The sequence below is a fragment of the Roseovarius dicentrarchi genome (genome assembly GCF_003316635.1).
Classification (GTDB): domain Bacteria; phylum Pseudomonadota; class Alphaproteobacteria; order Rhodobacterales; family Rhodobacteraceae; genus Roseovarius; species Roseovarius dicentrarchi.
Window position 1 is genome coordinate 73,833 of record NZ_QNQP01000011.1, and the last position, 18,846, is coordinate 92,678.

The following is an 18,846-nucleotide window of genomic DNA, read 5'->3' on the forward strand; positions in this document are numbered from 1 at the left end:
ATGACCCGCACCCTCATCACCAACGCCATCCTGATCGACCCCGACGCGCGGACCGAGACCCCCGGCAGCCTGCTGATCGAGGACGGGCGCATCGCCGCAATCCTGCAAGGGGATGACGCCGCCCCATCGGGCCAGCCTGCCCGCATCATCGATGCGAATGGCAAACATCTGGCGCCCGGCATCGTCGATATCGGCGTCAAGGTGTGCGAGCCGGGCGAGCGTCACAAGGAATCGTTCCGCTCGGCCGGCCGCGCCGCTGCGGCGGGCGGCGTCACCACCATCGCCACCCGCCCCGACACGCTGCCCGCCATCGACAGCCCCGAAGTGCTGGAATTCACCCGCCGCCGCGCGAACGAGGCGGCGCCGGTCAACGTGCTGCCCATGGCCGCACTGACCAAGGGGCGGCTGGGCCGCGAGATGACCGAAATCGGGTTCCTGATGGATGCGGGCGCCATCGCCTTTACCGATTGCGACCATGTCGTGCAGGATACCAAGGTGCTGGCCCGCGCACTGACCTATGCCCGCGCCTGCGGCGCGCTGGTCATCGCCCATCCACAAGATCCGAACCTGTCCAAGGGGGCCGCTGCCACTTCGGGCAAGTTCGCGTCGCTCTATGGCCTGCCCGCCGTGTCACCCATGGCCGAGCGGATGGGCCTTGACCGCGACATCGCCCTGCTGGAGATGACCGGCGCACGCTATCACGCCGACCAGATCACCACCGCCCGCGCCCTGCCCGCGCTGGAACGGGCCAAGCGCAACGGGCTGGACATCACGGCCGGCACGTCGATCCACCACCTGACGCTGAACGAATTGGATCTGGCGGGCTATCGCACCTTCTTCAAGGTCAAACCGCCCCTGCGCAGCGAGGAAGACCGGCACGCCATCGTCGCCGCCCTGCGCGACGGCGTGATCGACACGATCAGCTCGATGCACACGCCGCAGGACGAAGAAAGCAAACGCCTGCCGTTTGAAGAGGCCGCATCGGGCGCCGTCGCGCTGGAGACGCTGCTGCCCGCCGCGCTGCGGCTGTATCATTCGGGCGATCTGGATCTGCCGACCCTGTTCCGCGCGCTGTCGCTGAACCCGGCGCGGCGGCTGGGGCTGGAGGCGGGCCGCATGGCCGTGGGCGCGCCTGCCGATCTGGTGCTGTTCGATGCAAGCAAGCCGTTCGTGCTGGACCGCGCGACGCTGCGGTCAAAATCGAAAAATACGCCCTTTGACGGCGCCCGCATGCAGGGGCGCGTTATGGCGACCTATGTGGCGGGCGCCCCCGTTTATGAGGCCGAATAAATGCCGCTGCTTGAAACCACCTTTGCCTTGCTGATCCTGTGGGCGATTATCGGCTACCTGATGGGGTCGATCCCGTCGGGGATGATCCTGGCCCGCGTTCTGGGGCTGGGCGATCTGCGCAGCATCGGATCGGGCAATATCGGCGCAACGAATGTGCTGCGCACCGGGTCCAAGGGCGCAGCGGCGGGGACGCTGCTGCTGGATGCCGCCAAGGGCGCGATGCCTGTTCTGCTGGCCGGCTGGCTGGCGGGCGAGGATGCGGCGCAGCTGGCGGCGCTGGCGGCGTTTCTGGGTCATTGCTTCCCTATCTGGCTGGGCTTTCGCGGCGGCAAGGGCGTGGCGACGTTTCTGGGCGTGGCGCTGGCGTTGGCATGGCCGGTGGGGCTGCTGTGCTGCGCGACATGGCTGGCCACGGCAGCGATCACGCGCATATCGTCGCTGTCGGCGCTGGTGGCGGCAGTCAGTGCGCCGGTCTGGATGCTGGTGCTGGGATACTGGTCGATGCTGGTGCTTGGGATCCTGCTGGCGGCGCTGATCCTGTGGCGCCACAGCGCCAATATCGCACGGCTGCGCGCAGGGACCGAACCAAGGATCGGCGCCAAATAGCGCGCTTAGGCCAGCGCGCCGATCATCTGCGCATGCAAGAGCGGCCCCGCCGCAACCATGCCATCCACCTGCGGCACCGCATTGTTGAAACGCAGCACCTGACCGCGCCGGTCGGTTGACAGCGCGCCGGCCTCGCGCAGGATCAGATCGCCGGCGGCAACGTCCCATTCCCACGTCTTGCGCAGGGTCATCATCGCGTCAAACCGTCCCTCGGCCACCAGGCTGAGGCGATATGCCAGCGACGGGCGATGTTCGCGTTTGAAGGCCGGCACCGGCCCGCGCCAGTGCTGCGCCTCCAGCGTCGGGCGCGCGGCCAGCAGAGTTGCGCCTTCGGCGCGGTCCATGGCGCTGGCGCGGATGGGAATGCCATTCAGCGTCGCCCCCTCGCCCAAGGCGGCCGCATACATCAGATCCAGCATCGGCAGATAGACGACCGCCGCCGTCACCTGACCCTCATCCACCACCGCCAGCGCATGCGCCCATGCGCGGCTGCCGTCGATGAAACTGCGGGTGCCGTCGATGGGGTCGATGATGAAGGTGCGCGGCGCGGCGGCGCGCAGGGGGTCATGCGCGCTTTCCTCGCTGAGCCAGCCATAGGCGGGGCGCGCGCCGCGCAGCTGTGCCTCCAGCGCGTCATTCACGGCCAGATCCGCCTCGGTCACGGGGCCGGCATCGCCCGGCTTGTCCCAGCGTTTGACCGTGGTGCCGACATACCGCGTCGCCACCTCGCCCGCCGCGCGCGCGGCCTCGATCAGCAAAGGCAGATCACGCGCCGGCAAGGGTCATCCCCTCGACCAGAAGCGACGGCACCACGCTGCTCAGATAGCTGCGCGCATCATTGGCGGGCGTCAGACGCATCAGCATGTCGTGCAGATTGCCTGCGATGGTCAGCTCGTTCACCGGATAGGCGATTTCGCCATTCTCGATCCAGAACCCCGAGGCGCCGCGCGAATAATCGCCGGTGTTGGGGTTGATGGTCGAGCCGATCATCGACGTCACCAGCAGGCCCGTGCCCATATCGCGGATCAGGTCGGCGCGGCTGGCCTGCCCTTGAGTCAGGGCAATATTCCATGTGCCGGGGCGCGGCGGGCCGGACATGCCGCGCTTGGCGTTGGCGGTGGACTGCATCCCCAACTGGCGCGCGCTGGCCAGATCCAGCACCCAGCCGGTCAGCACGCCGTCGTCCACGATGGCGCGGCGCTGCGTTGGCAACCCTTCGCCGTCATAGGGGCGCGATCCGGCAACGCGGGGGCGGTGGGGGTCTTCGATGATGCTCAACCCCTCGGGCAGCACCTGCTTGCCCAGCCTGTCCCGCAGCCATGTTGCACCGCGCGCGACAGCGGCGCCGTTGGCGGCGCCCAGCAAATGACCGATGAGCGATGTTGAAATCCGTTCGTCAAACAGCACCGGATAGGCACCCGTCCTGGGGCGGCGCGCGCCCAGACGTTCAGCGGCGCGCTGGCCCGCGCGCGTGCCGATATCGCCCGCGCTGCGCATGTCCGCGTCCCATATCCGCGCGTCCCCGTCCGAGTCGCGCTCCATCCCCGCGCCGGTGCCGGCGATGGCGGCGCAGGACACGTACCAATCGGTGCGCCGGTGATCGGCGGCAAAGCCGTTGCTGCCCGCCAGCCAGACATGGCGCTGCTCGTACCCGGCGGTGGATGCCTGCACCTGAGTGACGCCCGGCACGGCCAGCGCGGCGGCCTCCGCCTCGGCGGCGCGGGCCTGCAATTCGGCAGGTTCGGGTTCGGGCGCGGGGTCGGCCAGCTGTAGCGCGCCAATGTCCCAGCCTTGCGCCAGCTGGGCAGGATCAGCGAGGCCCGTATGAGGATCTTCGGGCGCCTCGCGGGCCATGGCAACGGCACGTTCGGCCAGGATATCCAGCGTCTCGGGCCGCACATCGGAGGAGGATATATTGGCCTGACGCCGCCCCACCAACACGCGCAGGCCCAGATCGGCCGCCTCCGACCGCTCGGCCTGCTCCAGCTGGCCGCCGCGCACGTCGATCACCTGACTGGCGCCAGAGGCGACGATGGCATCGGCGGCGTCAGCGCCGGCGCGCCGCGCGGCGGCAAGGATGGCCTGAGCCAGATCATCAAGTGAGGGATGCGTCATGCGGTGCCTTTCGGTGTGTCTGACAGAGGTAGTCCGCACCCGGCCCCTGCGCAAGTGCGCCGCGCCGGTCATACGAAACGGGCCGGAGGATGCCCCCGGCCCGCCCTGACGTTTGCGCAACGTCGCGGCCGGCACCCCGAAGGCGCCGGCCAAACGCCCGCATTTACTTCAAACGCTGGCCATTTGCCAAAATCTGGCCTTCTTCGTTGAATTCGATGTCTGATTTCAGCGTATCCTCGCCCTCGCCCGGTACGGCGAACATGCTCATCATCATGCGCGCGCCCATCACCTGCTCTTCGGGCATCAGGCCCATGGCGACCAGTTTATCCAGCAGCGCATTGGCACCCTTCAGCGTCAGGGCGACAGTGCCGACCGGCTTGGGGATGCCGTCATAGGTTTCCTTGTCGGAATTGTCGAACACCACATCGCCTGTTCCGGAAAGCTCGGCACCGGCAAGGCGCAGCAGCAGACGGTCTAGCGTCAGCGCGTCCAGCTCGCCCGCCTCTGCGGTGCCCTCCTCGACCGATGCCATTTGCGCGGGGTCCAGAAGGTTGGCCATCACGCGCGCCTTGCCCGACAGCTCCAGCGCCAGGGTGGCCGGATCGCGCGGCAGCTGCGCCGACGGATCGAACATCGCCCAGATCTGATCGCTGACGGTCAGATCGCCCAGAACAAAGGTCATGCCAAAGTCCTGCGCCTCTTCTTTCTGCGCAATCGGCACATTCAGGCCGAACTTGGCCTCTTTCATGCCCATCGCCACCGGAAAGGGCAGATCGGGGGTGACCACCTCGACCGCCAGATCCTGCGATGACGCGGCATATTCAACGCCCTCGCCATCCATCTTGACGCTCAGCTTGCCGCCTGCGCTGCTGCTGGTCGCCTGCGTTGCGGTGCCTTCTTCGGTGAATTCATAGGACGATTTTCCGGGGCCGAAGACATAAGATCCATCAGCCGCAAACCCGGCGGCCATCACGGCGGCCATGTCGGTCATGTCCATGCCCATGGGCATCGCGACGGTGGCCAGCAGCTCCAGATTGTCGATCTGGCCGGTCAGGTTGAACTTGCTGGTCGGATCCTCGGGGTCGGTCGCGTTGACCTGATAGGTGATCGGCCCGGACGTGACCTGCTGATCGGAGTTGCGCAGATCGCCCACCGTTGTCACCGTGCGGCCTTTGACGTCCTGCATCTGGACAGTGGCCGTGCCGAAATCGACCGGCTCGCCCTCGGAGACAAGATCTTCCAGCGCGAGGCCGACCGTTGCGGCGGTGTAGGCATAGATCATCTCGGACGCGTCGCCCGACACGGTCATATCCATCTCGGATGTGCTGTAAATCAGATCGAAACTGACCGGCTCGGGCCCCTCGACCGCGACTGACACAGGCAGCGTTTCGGGAAATGTGATGGACACCGTGCCATCGCCATTATCGCTGAGCGTCAGTTCGGGAAATGTCACCTCGGTATCGGCGCCATCCTCGGGCGCGTCCATCGTCAGAACGATGTCGTTCAGCTTCAGGTCGTTGCCGGACGGCGTTTCGCGCGCTGAAACGGTAATGCCGAATTCCGTCATGCTGGCCTGCCAGTCGGTCCAGACCTGGGCCGGCGTGACATCCGCAATGGCCGCTCCGCCCGTCATGCATGCGATTGCTCCGGCAGCCCATGCAACCTTGGATCTGTGGATGGTCATCTCAAGCCCCTTTTCTTTAAAAATTTGCGCACAGCTTCGGGTTATATGCGGCCAGCGTCAAGGGCCGCACCGCTGGACCCTGACCGCAACCGGCGCTAGTCAGGGGTAAATCAGCAGGGGGCGATCATGGATATAGCAGGCAAAAGCGTTTTGATCACGGGGGCCAGCCGCGGCATCGGCGCCGCCACTGCGCGGATCTTTGCCGAGGCGGGCGCGCGGCTGGTATTGATGGCGCGCAGCCGGGACGCGCTGGACGATCTGGCGCGCGATCTGGGCGCGGTTGCCCATGCCGGCAACGTGGCCGAGTTTGCCGATATGGCCGGGGCGGTCGAGTTGGCGCAGGATGCCTATGGCGGGCTGGATGTGCTGATTGGCAACGCGGGCGTGATCACGCCGATGGGGCCGCTGGCCACGTCGGACCCTTCCGAATGGGCGCGCGCGATAAACATCAACCTGACCGGCGTTTACAACGGTATGCGCGCGGCGATCCCGGTGATGCAGGCCGCAGGCCGCGGCACGATCCTGACCGTCTCATCCGGCGCCGCGCACAGGCCGGTTGATGGGTGGAGCGCCTATTGCGCGTCCAAGGCCGGCGCCGCCATGCTGACCGCCAGCGCCGATCTGGAAGGGCGCGATCACGGCCTGCGCGTCATGGGTCTGTCACCCGGCACGGTCGCCACTGACATGCAGCGCGACGTCAAGGACAGCGGCATCAGTCCGGTGTCACGGCTCGACTGGTCCGAACACATCCCGGCAGACTGGCCCGCGCGGGCGCTCCTGTGGATGTGCGGGCCGCAGGCAGACGCGCATCTGGGCACTGAGATCTCGCTGCGCGATCCGGCGATGCGTCAGGCCATCGGGCTGGGTAATCCGCGTGATTGATCTGGATAAACAGGGCGGCATCTGGACCGTCACGCTGAACCGCCCGGACAAGGCGAACGCCCTGACCGAGGGGATGCTGACCCGGCTGGCCGACATCGCCGAGGAGGCCGGGCGCAGCCCGCAGGACGCGCGCGCGCTGATCCTGACCGGCGCGGGCAAGGTATTTTCCGCTGGCGCCGATCTGGACGCAGCGCGCGCAGGGCTTGCCACCAGCCCGGTGTGGGAGCGTCTGTCCGGCGCCATCGCCGCCCTGCCCTGCCTGACCATCGCCGCGCTGAACGGCACGGTTGCGGGCGGCGCGATGGGCATGGCGCTGGCCTGCGATCTGCGCATCGCCGTGCCGGGCGCCAAGGCGTTCTATCCGGTGATGAAACTGGGATTCCTGCCGCAGCCGTCGGACCCTGCGCGCCTTGCCGCGCTGGTCGGACCTGCCCGCGCCAAGCTGGTGCTGCTGACCGGTGCGCGGATCGACAGCGAAACTGCGCATCATTGGGGCCTGTTCGACCAGATCGCCGCGCCCGAAACGCTGCTGGAGGAAGCGCGCGCATTGGCCGATCACGCAATCGGCGCCACCCCCGACCATGCTGCGGCGATCAAGGCGCTGATCCCCTAACCGCGCAGCGCCGCTGCGGCGCGCGCCAGCGCAGTGATCGCGTCCCAATCCCCGGCCTCGACGATATCGCGCGGCGCGACCCAACTGCCGCCGACGCATGTCACATTCGGCAGGCGCAGATAGCTGGCCGCATTGGCCGCGCCGACGCCCCCCGTGGGGCAAAAGGTGATCTGCGGCAACGGCCCGCCGATTGCGCCCAGCGCGGGCGCGCCGCCCGATGCCTCGGCCGGAAAGAATTTCTGCATGGTATAGCCGCGCGCCAGCAGCGCCATCGCCTCGGTCGCCGTGGCCGCACCCGGCAGCAGCGGCAGACCCTCGGCCTCGCAAGCGTCCAGCAGCGCATCCGTGGCGCCGGGCGACACGCCGAAACGCGCGCCTGCCGCCTTGGCCGCGCGCACATCCTCGGGCGTGATCAGCGTGCCGGCGCCAACATGCCCGCCCGGCACATCCGCCATTTCGCGGATCGCGTCCAGCGCGGCGGGGGTCCGCAGCGTCACCTCCAGCGCAGGCAGCCCGCCGGCAATCAGCGCCTTAGCCAACGGGCGGGCGCGGGCCACATCATGGATCACCAGCACCGGAATGACGGGCGCCAGCGCGCAGAGGTCGCGGGTTTGCCTGCTGGCATCATGCGCGGTTATCGGCATGGGTCAGCCTCCGAATATGGTCGCGCCGGTCTCGGCAGAGCCGACGGTATTGCGGAAGGACGCGAACAGCTCGCGCCCGACGCCGAACTGGTTCGCGCTCAGGTCCGCCGTGGCGGGCGCGCGGTCTGCAACGCCATCGGTCAGTATGTTCAAAGTGCCGGCGCCTGCATCCACCCGCAGGATATCGCCGTCGCGCAGGCGGGCGATGGCGCCGCCTTCCATCGCTTCGGGGCAGACGTGGATGGCGGAGGGAATTTTGCCCGACGCGCCCGACATGCGCCCATCGGTGACCAGCGCCACCTTCTGCCCGCGCCCCTGAAGAATGGACAGGATCGGCGTCAGGCTGTGCAATTCGGGCATTCCGTTGGCCTTTGGCCCCTGAAAGCGCACGACGATGATCACATCGCCGGTCAATTCGCCCGCCTTGAACGCATCCTTGACCGCCTCCTGGCTGTCAAAGACGCGCACCGGCGCCTCGACCGTGTGGTGTTCAGGCGCAACGGCCGAGATTTTCATCACCGCCGTTCCCAGCGATCCCGCCAGTCGCACCAGCCCGCCGGAGGGCTGAAACGGGTCCGTGACCGGGCGCAGGATCTTGTCATTCAGGCTGCGCCCGGCGCCGTCCTGCCAATGCAGCGTGCCGTCCTTCAGAACCGGCTCTTGCCTGTACGCGTGCAGGCCATCGCCGCCGACGGTGGGCGTATCGGGATGCAGCAGGCCATTTTCCAGCAAGTTGCCAATCATGTAGCCCAGCCCGCCTGCCGCGTGGAAATGGTTCACATCGGCCAGCCCGTTGGGATAGACCCGCGCCATCAGCGGCGTGACATCCGACAGGGCGGAAAAATCCTGCCAGTCGAGGATGATACCCCCCGCCCGCGCCATGGCGATCAGGTGGATCAGCAGGTTGGTCGAACCGCCCGTCGCGTTCAGCCCGACAATGCCGTTGGCAAAGGCACGTTCGTCCAGCACCTTGCAAACGGGGGTGTAATTATTGCCCTGCGCGCTGAGGGACAGCGCCCGCCGCGCGCCTTCGCGGGTCAGCGCGTCGCGCAAATCGGTGTTCGGATTGACAAAACTGGCGCCGGGCAGATGCAAGCCCATGAACTCCATCAGCATCTGGTTGCTGTTGGCGGTGCCGTAGAATGTGCAGGTGCCGGGACCGTGATACGATGCCATTTCGGCCTGCATCAATTCGGCGCGCGTCGCCTCGCCCGCCGCGAATTTCTGGCGCATCAGCGCCTTTTCGTCGTTCGGCAGACCGCTGGTCATTGGCCCCGCGGGCAGGAACACCGCGGGCAGATGGCCAAATGCCTGCGCGGCAATCACAAGCCCCGGCACAATCTTGTCACAGACGCCCAGGAATACGGCAGCATCAAAGGTATCGTGGCTGAGCGCGACAGAGGCGGCCAGCGCGATGACATCGCGCGAAAACAGGCTCAGCTCCATCCCCGCCTCGCCTTGGGTCACGCCGTCGCACATGGCCGGCACGCCGCCCGCCACCTGCGCGGTGCCGCCGGCGCTGCGCACCGCATCGCGGATCAACTCGGGGAAACGGTTGAAGGGCTGATGCGCCGACAGCATATCATTATAGGCGGTGACGATGGCCAGATTGCCCGCATCGGTCGTGGCCAGCGCCGCCTTGTCGCCCGGATCGGCGGCGGCATAGGCGTGGGCCTGCCCGCTACAAGACAGATGCGCGCGCGATGGTCCCTTAGACCGGGCCGCCTCCATCCGCTGCAAATACGCGCCGCGCGTCTGTTCGCTGCGGGCGATGATGTTGTCGGTCACGCGCTCAAGAACCGGATTCAGGGTCATGTCGTCGTCTCCTTGTGGCGGCACGTCGCTAGCGCTAATATATTCCGGCGCCGTGGTACAGGTCAGCCGCCATGCGCCCATACGCTAGAAAATCTGTGCCGCCTCCACCGCCCGGCGCCAGGCGTCATATTTGGCGCGGCGCACATCCTGCGGCATTTGCGGCGTAAACTTCTGCTCCAGCGCCCACATGTCAGAGAACGCCTGCCGGTCCGGATAGAGCCCTGCCCGCGCGCCTGCCAGCCATGCGGCGCCCATCGCCGTGGTCTCCAGCGTGGCGGGGCGGTCCACCTCGGCGCCGATGATGTCGGACAAAAATTGCATGGTCCAGTCCGACGCGCTCATCCCGCCATCGACGCGCAGGGTGGCGGCATTGGCCGCGCCCCCCGTGGCGCGCGCCCAGTCCAGCGTCATCGCGTCCAGCAGATCGCGCGTCTGGTAGCCGACCGATTCCAGCGCCGCGCGGACAAATTCCGCCGGGCCGGTATTGCGCGACAGGCCAAAGACAGCGCCGCGACATTCGGCGTTCCAGTAGGGCGCGCCCAGCCCGGTGAAGGCAGGCACCAAGACCACGTTTTGATCGGGATCGGCCGCCTCGGCCAGGGGCTGCGTCTCGGCCGCCGTGCGGATCATCTTCAGCCCGTCGCGCAGCCATTGCACCACGGCGCCGGCAACGAAAATCGACCCCTCCAGCGCATAGGTGGGTGTGCCGTTCAGCTGATAGGCAATCGTTGTCAGCAGACGGTTTTCCGACCAGACCGGCGTATCGCCGGTGTTCAGCAGCGCGAAACAGCCGGTGCCATAGGTCGATTTCAGCATGCCGGGTTTGAAACAGGCCTGCCCGATGGTCGCGGCCTGCTGATCGCCCGCAACGCCGTAGATGGGGATGGTGCGGCCAAACAGATCGCTGCGCGTGGTGCCGAAATCATGCGCGCAGTCATGCACTTCGGGCAGCATTTCCATGGGAATGTCGAGCAAATCACAGATCGTCCGGCTCCACCGCCCCTTGCGGATGTCATAGAGCAGCGTGCGCGCGGCGTTGGTGGCGTCGGTCACATGCGACGCGCCCCCCGTCAGCTTCCAGATCAGGAAGCTGTCAACGGTGCCGAACAGCAGATCACCGGCGCGCGCCTTGTCGCGGGCGCCCTCGACGTGATCGAGGATCCATTTCAGCTTCGTCCCCGAAAAATAAGGGTCCAGCAGCAGGCCGGTGCGGTCCCTGACCATCGCCTCATGCCCGGCGTCGCGCAGGGCGGTGCAGATCGCGGCGGTGCGCCGGTCCTGCCAGACGATGGCGTTGTGGACGGGCTGGCCGGTGGTGCGGTCCCAGACAACCGTGGTTTCGCGCTGATTGGTGATGCCGATGGCGGCGATGTCTGCCGAGGTTATTCCTGCCCGCTCGATCACCTCGCGGCAGGTGCCGGCGACGGTTGACCACAGATCGGACACATCATGTTCGACCCAGCCCGAATGCGGATAGTGCTGGGGAAACTCCTCTTGCGCGATGGCGGTGACGCGCAGCGCCTCGTCAAACAGGATCGCGCGGCTGGAGGTGGTGCCTTGGTCAATGGCCAGAATATAGGTCATGGTCTCTCGGGGGCTTGGATGGGGTCCGGGGCGCGCGACTGGCGCGCCCCGGTGTTCGCTTACTGGTTCCAGGAGCTGACCAGCTCGTCATAGCCGATGGTCTGCGGCTCTTCGTCCTCGTTCTCCAGCTTGGGCTTGGGCGCGCCGGGCTGCTCCAGCCAGTAGGAGGCGTCACGCTCTTCGTTCAGGACGGGGCCCAGATCGCCCTGCACGCCTGCACGTTCCAGCCGCTCCATCACCTTTTCCATATCGGCGCACAGCTGGTCCAGCGCCTCTTGCGAGGATTTGGCACCGGACATGGCGTCACCGATATTCTGCCACCACAGCTGTGCCAGCTTGGGATAGTCCGGCACGTTGGTGCCGGTGGGCGACCACTGCGTGCGCGCGGGCGAGCGGTAGAATTCCACCAGACCGCCCAGCTTGTCCTTGCGCTCGGTGAAGTGGTCGGAGTTGATGGTGGAATCGCGGATGAAGGTCAGACCGACATCGGCCTTCTTCACGTCCACGGTTTTCGAGGTCACGAACTGCGCATAGAGCCACGCAGCCTGCGCGCGGTCCACCGGCGTGGAATTCATCAGCGTCCAGCTGCCCACGTCCTGATAGCCCACCTTCATGCCGTCCTGCCAGTAAACGCCATGCGGCGAGGGGGCGAGGCGCCATTTCGGCGTGCCGTCCTCGTTCATTACCGCGTCGGACGCCACCAGCGGCGCGACGAACGTGGTGTACATGAACATCTGCTGCGCGATGTTGCCCTGCGCCGGGACCGGGCCGGCCTCGGAGAAGGTCATGCCGGCAGCGGCGGGGGGCGCGTATTCCTGAAGCCACTTGATCGCCTTGTCGACCGCATAGACCGACGCGGGCGAATTGGTCGCGCCGCCGCGGGCCATGCAGGCACCGACGGGCTGGGACTGCTCGTTCACGCGGATGCCCCATTCATCGACGGGCAGGCCGTTCGGCTCGCCCACGTCGCCCATGCCGGCCATTGACATCCATGCGTCGGTGTAGCGCCAGCCAAGGCTGGGATCCTTCTTGCCGTAGTCCATGTTGCCATAGACCTCGACCCCGTCGATGGTGCGCCCGGTAAAGAATTCGGCGATATCCTCATAGGCCGACCAGTTGACCGGAACGCCCAGATCATAGCCGTACTCTTCCTTGAAGTCGGCCATGATCTCGGGATCGTTGAACCAATCGTAGCGGAACCAGTAGAGGTTCGCGAATTGCTGTGTTGGCAGCTGGTACAGCTTGCCATCGGGCGATGTGGTGAACTGCGTGCCGATGAAATCGTCCAGATCCAGCGTGGGCGAGGTAACGTCCGCGCCCTCATTCGCCATCCAGTCGGTCAGGTTGCGCACTTGTCCATAACGGATATGCGTGCCGATCAGGTCGCTGTCGTTCACATAGGCGTCATAGATATTCTCGCCCGACTGCATCTGCGTCTGCAGCTTTTCCACCACATCGCCTTCGCCGATCAGGTCATGCGTGACCTTGATGCCGGTGATCGCGGTAAACGCGGGCGCCAGCACCTGGGACTCGTATTCGTGGGTGGTGATCGTCTCGGACACCACGTTAATTTCCATGCCCTTGAACGGCTCGGCGGCATCAACGAACCACTGCATCTCCGCCTCCTGATCGGCGCGCGGCAGGGTCGTGATCTCTCCGATTTCCTCGTCGAGGAATTTCTTGGCCGCCTCCATGTCGGCCATCGCCGGTGCGGCCCCCAGCCCGAGGACAAGCCCCAGCGCGGTGGATGATTTCAGCAAGGTGTTCATTTGGTTTCCTCCCTTATTGAACGATTTATTGATGCACCGTCAGACCCAGCGAAACACCGCTGCGGCATAGACAAGGCACACGATCAAGGCAAAATACTGCGGCCCAAGCCCAAGGCCGAGCCACGCAAGATTGATAAACGCCGACCCCAGCAGGGTGATGAACAACCGGTCCCCGCGCGTCGTCTCGATCCGCAGGATGCCGGTGCGCGGCGTTTCGGGGTATTTCACCGCGAGGATCGTGAAGGTCAGCAGCAGCCCCGCGATGACCAGAAAGAAGGTCGCGGTCGGCCATGTCCATGCCATCCAGTCAAGCATCACACCCTCCCCAAGGCAAAGCCCTTGGCAATATAGTTGCGGACAAAATAGATCACCAAGGCGCCCGGCACGATCGTCAGCACCCCCGCCGCCGCCAGCACGCCCCAGTCGACGCCGGCCGCGCCGACGGTGCGGGTCATCGTGGCGGCGATGGGTTTTGCGTCTACGGACGTCAGCGTGCGCGACAGAAGCAGTTCCACCCATGAGAACATGAAGCAGAAGAACGCGGCGACGCCGATGCCCGATGCGATCAGCGGCGTGAAGATCTTGACGAAAAACGCCGGGAAGGAATATCCGTCGATATAGGCCGTCTCGTCGATCTCCTTGGGCACGCCGCGCATGAACCCTTCAAGGATCCACACCGCCAGCGGCACGTTGAACAGGCAATGCGCCAGCGCCACGGCGATGTGGGTGTCAAAGAGGCCAATCGAGGAGTACAGTTGAAAGAACGGCAGCGCGAACACCGCAGGCGGCGCCATCCGGTTGGTCAGCAGCCAGAAGAACAGATGCTTGTCCCCCATGAAGCTGTAGCGGCTGAACGCATAGGCCGCAGGCAGCGCCACGGCGAGGCTGATGACCGTGTTCATCACCACGTAAATCAGCGAATTGACATAGCCCATGTACCAGCTGGAATCGGTCAGGATCTTGGCATAATTGGCCAGCGTCAGATCGCGCGGCCAGAGGGAAAACGACCCGAGGATTTCGTTATTCGTCTTCAGGCTCATGTTCAGCAGCCAGTAGATCGGCAGCATCAGGAACAGCAGATAGAGGCCCATGACGATGGCCGATCCGGAGGGGCGATACCGGCGCGCGGCGCGGCGCGGTTTCTCTATCGTCATGTCGCCCTCGCCCGCGACGACAGGGGTTGCAACATCGGCCATCAGTTGCCCTCCCGTTTGTCCAGCGTGGTCATCACGGTGTAGAACACCCATGAGATGACGAGGATGACGAGGAAATACATCAGGCTGAACGCCGCCGCCGGGCCAAGGTCGAACTGCCCCAGCGCCATTTTCACCAAGTCAATCGAAAGGAACGTCGTCGCATTGCCCGGCCCGCCGCCGGTGACGACGAACGGCTCGGTATAGATCATGAAACTGTCCATGAAGCGCAAGAGGATCGCGATCATCAGCACGCCCGCCATCTTGGGCAGCTCGATATAGCGGAACACGGCCCAGCGGCTGGCTTGATCGATCTTGGCGGCCTGATAATAGGCATCCGGGATCGACCGCAGACCCGCGAAGGCCAGCAGCGCGACCAACGAGGTCCAGTGCCAGACATCCATGACGATAACAGTGATCCACGCATCAAGGCTGTTCTGCGTGTAGTTATATTCGATCCCCAGCGCGGCCAGCGTATGCCCCAGCAGGCCGATATCGACCCGGCCAAAGATCTGCCAGATCGTGCCGACCACGTTCCACGGGATCAGCAGCGGCAGCGACATCAGCACAAGGCAGAAGGACGACCAAAAGCCGCTTTTGGGCATGTTCAGCGCCACGTAGATGCCTAGCGGAATCTCGATCGCCAGAATTATCCCCGAGAACATCAACTGCCGGCCCAGCGCGTTCCACATCCGGTCCGAATGCAGCATGTCGCGGAACCAATCGAGGCCCGCCCAGAAAAACTGATTGTTGCCGAACGTGTCCTGCACCGAATAATTCACCACCGTCATCAACGGGATCACCGCCGAAAACGCGACCAGTATCAGCACCGGCAGGATCAGGAACCACGCCTTTTGGTTGACGGTCTTGTTCATGCGGCGCCCTCCCCTTGCGGCGCGACGCGCCAGTCATCGGCGTAGATGTTGATCCCCTCGGGAGCAAAGCTGATGCGATCCGCGTCTGCCGGAATCGCCTCGCCCTCGGCGGCGATCATGCTGATCTGATTGCCAGCCACATCAAGGCGCACGATCTTGTGCCGGCCCACATCCTCGATCCGGGTGACGCGGGCGGGGATGCCATCGCCGCCCGCCGACAGCGTGATGAATTCGGGGCGCACGCCCAGTTGCGTGCGGCCCGTCGCTGAATACTGCGCGCCAAGGTCGATGGTCGTGTCGCCAATGCGGGCGGTGCTGCCGTCGATCTGCGCGTCGAACAGGTTCATGCCCGGCGAGCCGATGAAATAGCCGACAAACGTATGCGCGGGCCGCTCGAACAGATCCTGCGGCGTGCCGATCTGCACCACGCGGCCGTCATGCATCACCACCACCTTGTCGGCAAAAGTCAGCGCCTCGGTCTGGTCATGGGTGACGTAGATCATGGTATGGCCAAAATCGCGATGCAGCTTTTTCAGCTGGGTGCGCAGCTCCCATTTCATGTGGGGGTCGATCACGGTCAACGGCTCGTCAAACAGCAGCGCGTTGACATCCTCGCGCACCATGCCGCGGCCAAGGCTGATTTTTTGCTTCGCGTCCGCCGTCAGGCCGCGCGCCTTGCGGTTCAGGTCATCCTCCATGCCGATCATCGCGGCCACTTTTTGCACGCGGCGGGTGATTTCGGCGGTGTCCATGCCGCGGTTTTTCAATGGAAAGGCCAGATTGTCGCGCACAGACATGGTGTCGTAGACCACGGGAAACTGGAACACCTGCGCGATGTTACGCTCCGCCGTTGGCGCGGTGGTCACATCGCGCCCGTCAAACAGAACGCGGCCCTGCGACGGGATCAGCAGACCCGAAATGATGTTCAGCAAGGTAGATTTGCCGCAACCGGACGCGCCCAGCAGCGCGTAGGCCTCCCCATCGGCCCAGTCGTGGTTCAGCTCTTTCAGGGCGAAATCCGCCTCGCTTGTCGGGTTCGGCGCATAGGAATGGGCCAGATGCTCAAGCGTGATTTTCGCCATTACGCGGCCTCCGCATAGGGGGCGGACGCGACCAGCGCGCCGTCTTCGGCAAAGAGGTAAACGCGGCTGGGGTCCAGATAGACCGGCAGCGGCTGACCCGGCGCCAGATTTCGCAGGCCATGGATCAGGCCGACCCAGCGCAGGCTGCCGTGATCCAGATGCACGAAGGTTTCGGAGCCGGTGATTTCGGTGACGTTCAGAACGGTGTCAAAGCGGATCGCCCCCTCCGACGGCTCCAGCTTCAGGTGGTTGGGGCGGAACCCGGCCATATAGCGGCCATCGGCCAGCCCGGCGCCCAGCGCGCCGGCCTTCAGATCCGTCTGCCCCTGGCGCAGCGTATCGCCGCGCTTTTCCAGCGTCAGGAAATTCATCGGCGGGTCCGAGAACACCCGCGCGGTGGTGGCGTCGGCAGGCTGGCGGTACACGTTCGCGGTGGGGCCGAATTGCGTCACGCGCCCCTCCCACAGGGTGGCGCAATGACCGCCCAGCAGCAGCGCCTCTTCGGGTTCGGTGGTGGCATAGACGAAAATGGCGCCGGATGCCTCGAATATCTTGGGAATTTCCGCGCGCAATTCCTCGCGCAGTTTGTAGTCCAGATTTGCCAGCGGCTCGTCCAGCAGCACCAGTCCGGCGTTTTTCACCAGAGCGCGGGCCAACGCGCAGCGCTGCTGCTGACCACCGGACAGCTCCAGTGGCTTGCGGTCCAGCATCGGGCCCAGCTGCATCAGATCGGCGGTTTCGCGCACGCGGCGGTCGATTTCGCCCTTGCCCACCCCCATCAGTCGCAGGGGCGAGGCGATGTTGTCATAAACGCTCATCGACGGGTAATTGATGAACTGCTGGTACACCATGGCGATCTTGCGATCCTGAACGCGCTGGCCGGTGACATCATCGCCGTTCCACAGGATGCGCCCGCGCGTGGGCTGGTCCAGCCCGGCCATCAGGCGCATCAGCGACGTCTTGCCCGACAGGGTCGGTCCCAACAGGACGTTCATCGTGCCCGGCTCCAGCGTCAGCGTGGTGCCGTGGATAAAGGTCTGGCCGCCGACCACGTGGGATACGTCATCAAGCTTCAGCGTCACGCGCGTTCCTCCCCTGCCCGGCTGTTGATGCCGAACCGTGTCTGCCGCCGCCCGCGCATGTAGCTGTCCAGCGCCGCCGCCTGCTCTGCTGTCAGGCGCAGGCCCAGCTTCGAGCGGCGCCACAGCACATCCTCGGCGGTGCGGGCATATTCGCGGTCCATCAGCCAATCCACCTCGATCGCGGTCAGTGTAGCACCAAAATCCTGCCCCATGTCATCCCGCGTGGCTACCCCGTCCAGAATATGCGCCGCCTGCGTGCCATAGGCGCGGATCAGGCGCTGCGCCCAAGGGCGGCTGAGGAACGGATAAGGCTGCTCCAACTCAGCAATTTTGGCGTCCACCGCATCCACGGCGAAATCACCGCCCGGCAGCGGCACGCCTGCGGTCCATTTGCCGGGCAGGTTGTCCATCTCGGCCGCGATCAGGTCCATGACCCCCTCGGCCAGCCGCCGGTATGTGGTGATCTTGCCGCCGAAGATGTTGATGACAGGCGCGCCGGCCGATTTGTCCACCTTCAGCGTGTAATCGCGCGTTGCCGCTGTCGCCGACGATGATCCGTCATCATAGAGCGGGCGCACCCCGGAATAGGTCCAGACGATATCATCGGTCGAAATCGGATCCTTGAGGTAGGCGTTGACGAATTCGACCATATAGGCCTGCTCCTGCGGGGTGCAGACGGGGGGCGTTTCGGGGTCGTCATGCTCCTGATCGGTGGTGCCGATCAGGGTGAAATCCGTCTCATACGGGATGGCGAACATGATGCGCCCGTCTGTGCCCTGGAAGAAATAGCATTTGTCGTGGTCGAACAAACGCTTGGTGACGATGTGGCTGCCGCGCACCAGACGCACGCTGTCCTTGCTCTGCGCATGGATCGCGTGGCGGATCACGTCACCCACCCACGGCCCGCCGGCATTGACGATCATGCGGGCGCGCACGATCTGAACCTCGTCCGTGGCAATATCCTTGAGCGTGACGTGCCAGATGCCGCCTTCCTGCCGGGCCTCCATCACCTGCGTCCGCGTCAGGATACGCGCCCCGCGCGCCGCCGCGTCGCGGGCATTCAGCACCACAAGGCGCGAATCCTCGACCCAGCAATCGGAATACTCGTACGCCTTTGCAAAACGATCCTGCAGCGGCGCGCCCTCGGGCGCAGTGGCCAGATCGACGGTGGATGTGCCGGGCAGGATCTTGCGCCCTCCCAGATGATCGTACAGGAACAATCCCAGCCGGATCAGCCATGCAGGGCGGCGCCCGCGCATCCACGGCATGAATATGCTCAGCAGCTTGGATGTGGGCGTATCACTCTCAAACCGCATATCCTTGTGATATGGCAGGACAAACCGCATCGGCCATGCGATATGCGGCATCGCGCGCAGCAGGGTTTCCCGCTCGATCAGGCTTTCGCGGACCAGCCGGAATTCGAAATATTCCAGATAGCGCAGACCGCCGTGAAACAGCTTGGTCGACGATGATGACGTGGCCGAGGCCAGATCGGACATCTCCGCCAGCGTCACCGACAGGCCCCGCCCCGCCGCATCGCGCGCCACGCCGCAGCCGTTGATTCCGCCGCCGATCACCAGCAGATCGCGAATATCCTCTGATCCGTCCACCC

Annotated in this window: 17 protein-coding genes; 4 read left to right on the plus strand and 13 right to left on the minus strand. The window is 65.3% G+C overall.

Annotated features, from left to right (window positions below):
- Both pyrC and plsY read left to right on the plus strand, forming a co-directional pair.
- Positions 1-1,290 (plus strand): dihydroorotase, encoded by a 1,290-nt coding sequence (pyrC, locus tag DQ230_RS09745; protein WP_113912403.1) that lies wholly within the window; start codon positions 1-3, stop codon positions 1,288-1,290.
- The gene (gene plsY / locus DQ230_RS09750; RefSeq protein ID WP_113912404.1) at positions 1,291-1,896 is read left to right on the plus strand and encodes a glycerol-3-phosphate 1-O-acyltransferase PlsY; all 606 of its coding nucleotides are present in this window, start codon (positions 1,291-1,293) and stop codon (positions 1,894-1,896) included. It abuts the gene before it with no gap.
- A 5-nt stretch (positions 1,897-1,901) separates the two neighbouring features.
- Here the strand turns inward: plsY and DQ230_RS09755 are convergent, their stop codons facing one another.
- The 3 genes from DQ230_RS09755 to DQ230_RS09765 form a co-directional block, all read right to left on the minus strand.
- On the minus strand, positions 1,902-2,675 hold the full coding sequence (locus DQ230_RS09755) for an inositol monophosphatase family protein (RefSeq protein WP_113912405.1): 774 nt from the start codon (positions 2,673-2,675) through the stop codon (positions 1,902-1,904).
- Entirely contained in the window at positions 2,662-4,011 is a 1,350-nt protein-coding gene (locus DQ230_RS09760) for a TldD/PmbA family protein (RefSeq protein WP_113912406.1), read from the minus strand. Before DQ230_RS09760 ends, DQ230_RS09755 begins: the two co-directional genes overlap by 14 nt.
- 163 nt (positions 4,012-4,174) lie before the next feature.
- Entirely contained in the window at positions 4,175-5,695 is a 1,521-nt protein-coding gene (locus DQ230_RS09765) for a DUF2125 domain-containing protein (RefSeq protein WP_113912407.1), read from the minus strand.
- A 126-nt stretch (positions 5,696-5,821) separates the two neighbouring features.
- Here DQ230_RS09765 and DQ230_RS09770 point away from each other — a divergent pair, with 126 nt between their 5' ends.
- Positions 5,822-6,577 carry an SDR family oxidoreductase gene (locus tag DQ230_RS09770; protein WP_113912408.1) on the plus strand — a complete coding sequence of 252 codons (756 nt, stop codon included), beginning with the start codon at positions 5,822-5,824 and terminating at the stop codon, positions 6,575-6,577.
- On the plus strand, positions 6,570-7,190 hold the full coding sequence (locus DQ230_RS09775; protein WP_113912409.1) for an enoyl-CoA hydratase/isomerase family protein: 621 nt from the start codon (positions 6,570-6,572) through the stop codon (positions 7,188-7,190). Before DQ230_RS09770 ends, DQ230_RS09775 begins: the two co-directional genes overlap by 8 nt.
- Here the strand turns inward: DQ230_RS09775 and eda are convergent.
- The 10 genes from eda to glpD form a co-directional block, all read right to left on the minus strand.
- The gene (gene eda, locus DQ230_RS09780; RefSeq protein ID WP_162497412.1) at positions 7,187-7,834 is read right to left on the minus strand and encodes a bifunctional 4-hydroxy-2-oxoglutarate aldolase/2-dehydro-3-deoxy-phosphogluconate aldolase; all 648 of its coding nucleotides are present in this window, start codon (positions 7,832-7,834) and stop codon (positions 7,187-7,189) included. The genes DQ230_RS09775 and eda overlap by 4 nt on opposite strands.
- A gap of 3 nt (positions 7,835-7,837) precedes the next feature.
- Positions 7,838-9,649 carry a phosphogluconate dehydratase gene (gene edd / locus DQ230_RS09785; RefSeq protein WP_113912410.1) on the minus strand — a complete coding sequence of 604 codons (1,812 nt, stop codon included), beginning with the start codon at positions 9,647-9,649 and terminating at the stop codon, positions 7,838-7,840.
- 84 nt (positions 9,650-9,733) lie between these two features.
- A complete protein-coding gene (gene glpK / locus DQ230_RS09790; RefSeq protein WP_113912411.1) occupies positions 9,734-11,233 on the minus strand; it encodes a glycerol kinase GlpK in 1,500 nt (499 codons plus the stop codon).
- A 59-nt stretch (positions 11,234-11,292) separates the two neighbouring features.
- Positions 11,293-13,002, minus strand: a complete 1,710-nt coding sequence (locus tag DQ230_RS09795) for an ABC transporter substrate-binding protein (protein WP_203228042.1) — start codon at positions 13,000-13,002, stop codon at positions 11,293-11,295.
- A gap of 39 nt (positions 13,003-13,041) precedes the next feature.
- The gene (locus DQ230_RS09800; protein ID WP_113912412.1) at positions 13,042-13,317 is read right to left on the minus strand and encodes a DUF2160 domain-containing protein; all 276 of its coding nucleotides are present in this window, start codon (positions 13,315-13,317) and stop codon (positions 13,042-13,044) included.
- Positions 13,317-14,156, minus strand: a complete 840-nt coding sequence (locus DQ230_RS09805) for a carbohydrate ABC transporter permease (protein WP_113912448.1) — start codon at positions 14,154-14,156, stop codon at positions 13,317-13,319. Before DQ230_RS09805 ends, DQ230_RS09800 begins: the two co-directional genes overlap by 1 nt.
- Positions 14,157-14,197: 41 nt before the next feature.
- On the minus strand, positions 14,198-15,070 hold the full coding sequence (locus DQ230_RS09810; RefSeq protein ID WP_113912413.1) for a carbohydrate ABC transporter permease: 873 nt from the start codon (positions 15,068-15,070) through the stop codon (positions 14,198-14,200).
- The gene (locus DQ230_RS09815; protein WP_113912414.1) at positions 15,067-16,152 is read right to left on the minus strand and encodes an ABC transporter ATP-binding protein; all 1,086 of its coding nucleotides are present in this window, start codon (positions 16,150-16,152) and stop codon (positions 15,067-15,069) included. The genes DQ230_RS09810 and DQ230_RS09815 overlap by 4 nt, the downstream gene beginning before the upstream one ends.
- Positions 16,152-17,234: an ABC transporter ATP-binding protein gene (locus DQ230_RS09820; RefSeq protein WP_113912415.1), complete on the minus strand. Its 1,083-nt coding sequence runs from the start codon at positions 17,232-17,234 to the stop codon at positions 16,152-16,154. Before DQ230_RS09820 ends, DQ230_RS09815 begins: the two co-directional genes overlap by 1 nt.
- Positions 17,231-18,844, minus strand: coding sequence for a glycerol-3-phosphate dehydrogenase (gene glpD, locus DQ230_RS09825; protein ID WP_113912416.1), 1,614 nt, complete (start codon positions 18,842-18,844; stop codon positions 17,231-17,233). The genes DQ230_RS09820 and glpD overlap by 4 nt, the downstream gene beginning before the upstream one ends.
- Positions 18,845-18,846: the final 2 nt, after the last annotated feature.